Origin of the sequence: Mycobacterium syngnathidarum, from assembly GCF_001942625.1 — a bacterium.
Taxonomy (GTDB): domain Bacteria; phylum Actinomycetota; class Actinomycetes; order Mycobacteriales; family Mycobacteriaceae; genus Mycobacterium; species Mycobacterium syngnathidarum.
The window spans coordinates 1-532 of record NZ_MLCL01000055.1; the positions used below are offsets into that span (position 1 = coordinate 1).

Consider the following 532-nt stretch of genomic DNA (forward strand, 5'->3'; position numbering starts at 1 on the left):
GCATCTTGGCCCCGCGCCCCGGAGTCTCGGCCGGCGGTGCGGGCAGGTCCAGGTTCCCGGTGGGTTGGGCCAGGGTGGGGAACATCGCGGCGCCGTGGGGTTCGGTGAGGTAGGTGTGCCCGGTCGGGGAGGTGAAAACGACTGTGCCATCGGGGTATTGACGGTCCGTCCAGCCCTTGACGAAAGTTTTGACCAGGTGATGGGCCCGGCAGTACAGCTTGGTGTTCGACGGATGCGTCGGCCCGGTCGGCCAGGGCGCGGTGTGGTCGATGTCGCAGCGTTCGGCTGGGGCGTCACAGCCGGGGAACCGGCAGGTCAGATCACGCCACCGGATGAACTCCGACAGCGCCGCCGAGGGGCGATACCGCGGCTCACCCACACCGGCGGGATCCTCGGCCACCGCAGGCTCGGCGGATTCGGCCGCCTCGCCGGGCTCGGCTGGCACCGGCAAGGGTACGGGTTTGATCTTGGCGGTAGCCGCCACCTTGCGCACGCTCTCGGCGGGCACGATGCCGTACCCGGGCAGATACCC

1 protein-coding gene is annotated in these 532 nt (G+C 70.1%); it reads right to left on the minus strand.

Annotated elements, in window-relative coordinates:
• Positions 1-532, minus strand: a 532-nt coding sequence (locus BKG60_RS14890) for an HNH endonuclease signature motif containing protein (RefSeq protein WP_131827519.1), incomplete at both ends; no start/stop codon positions are given.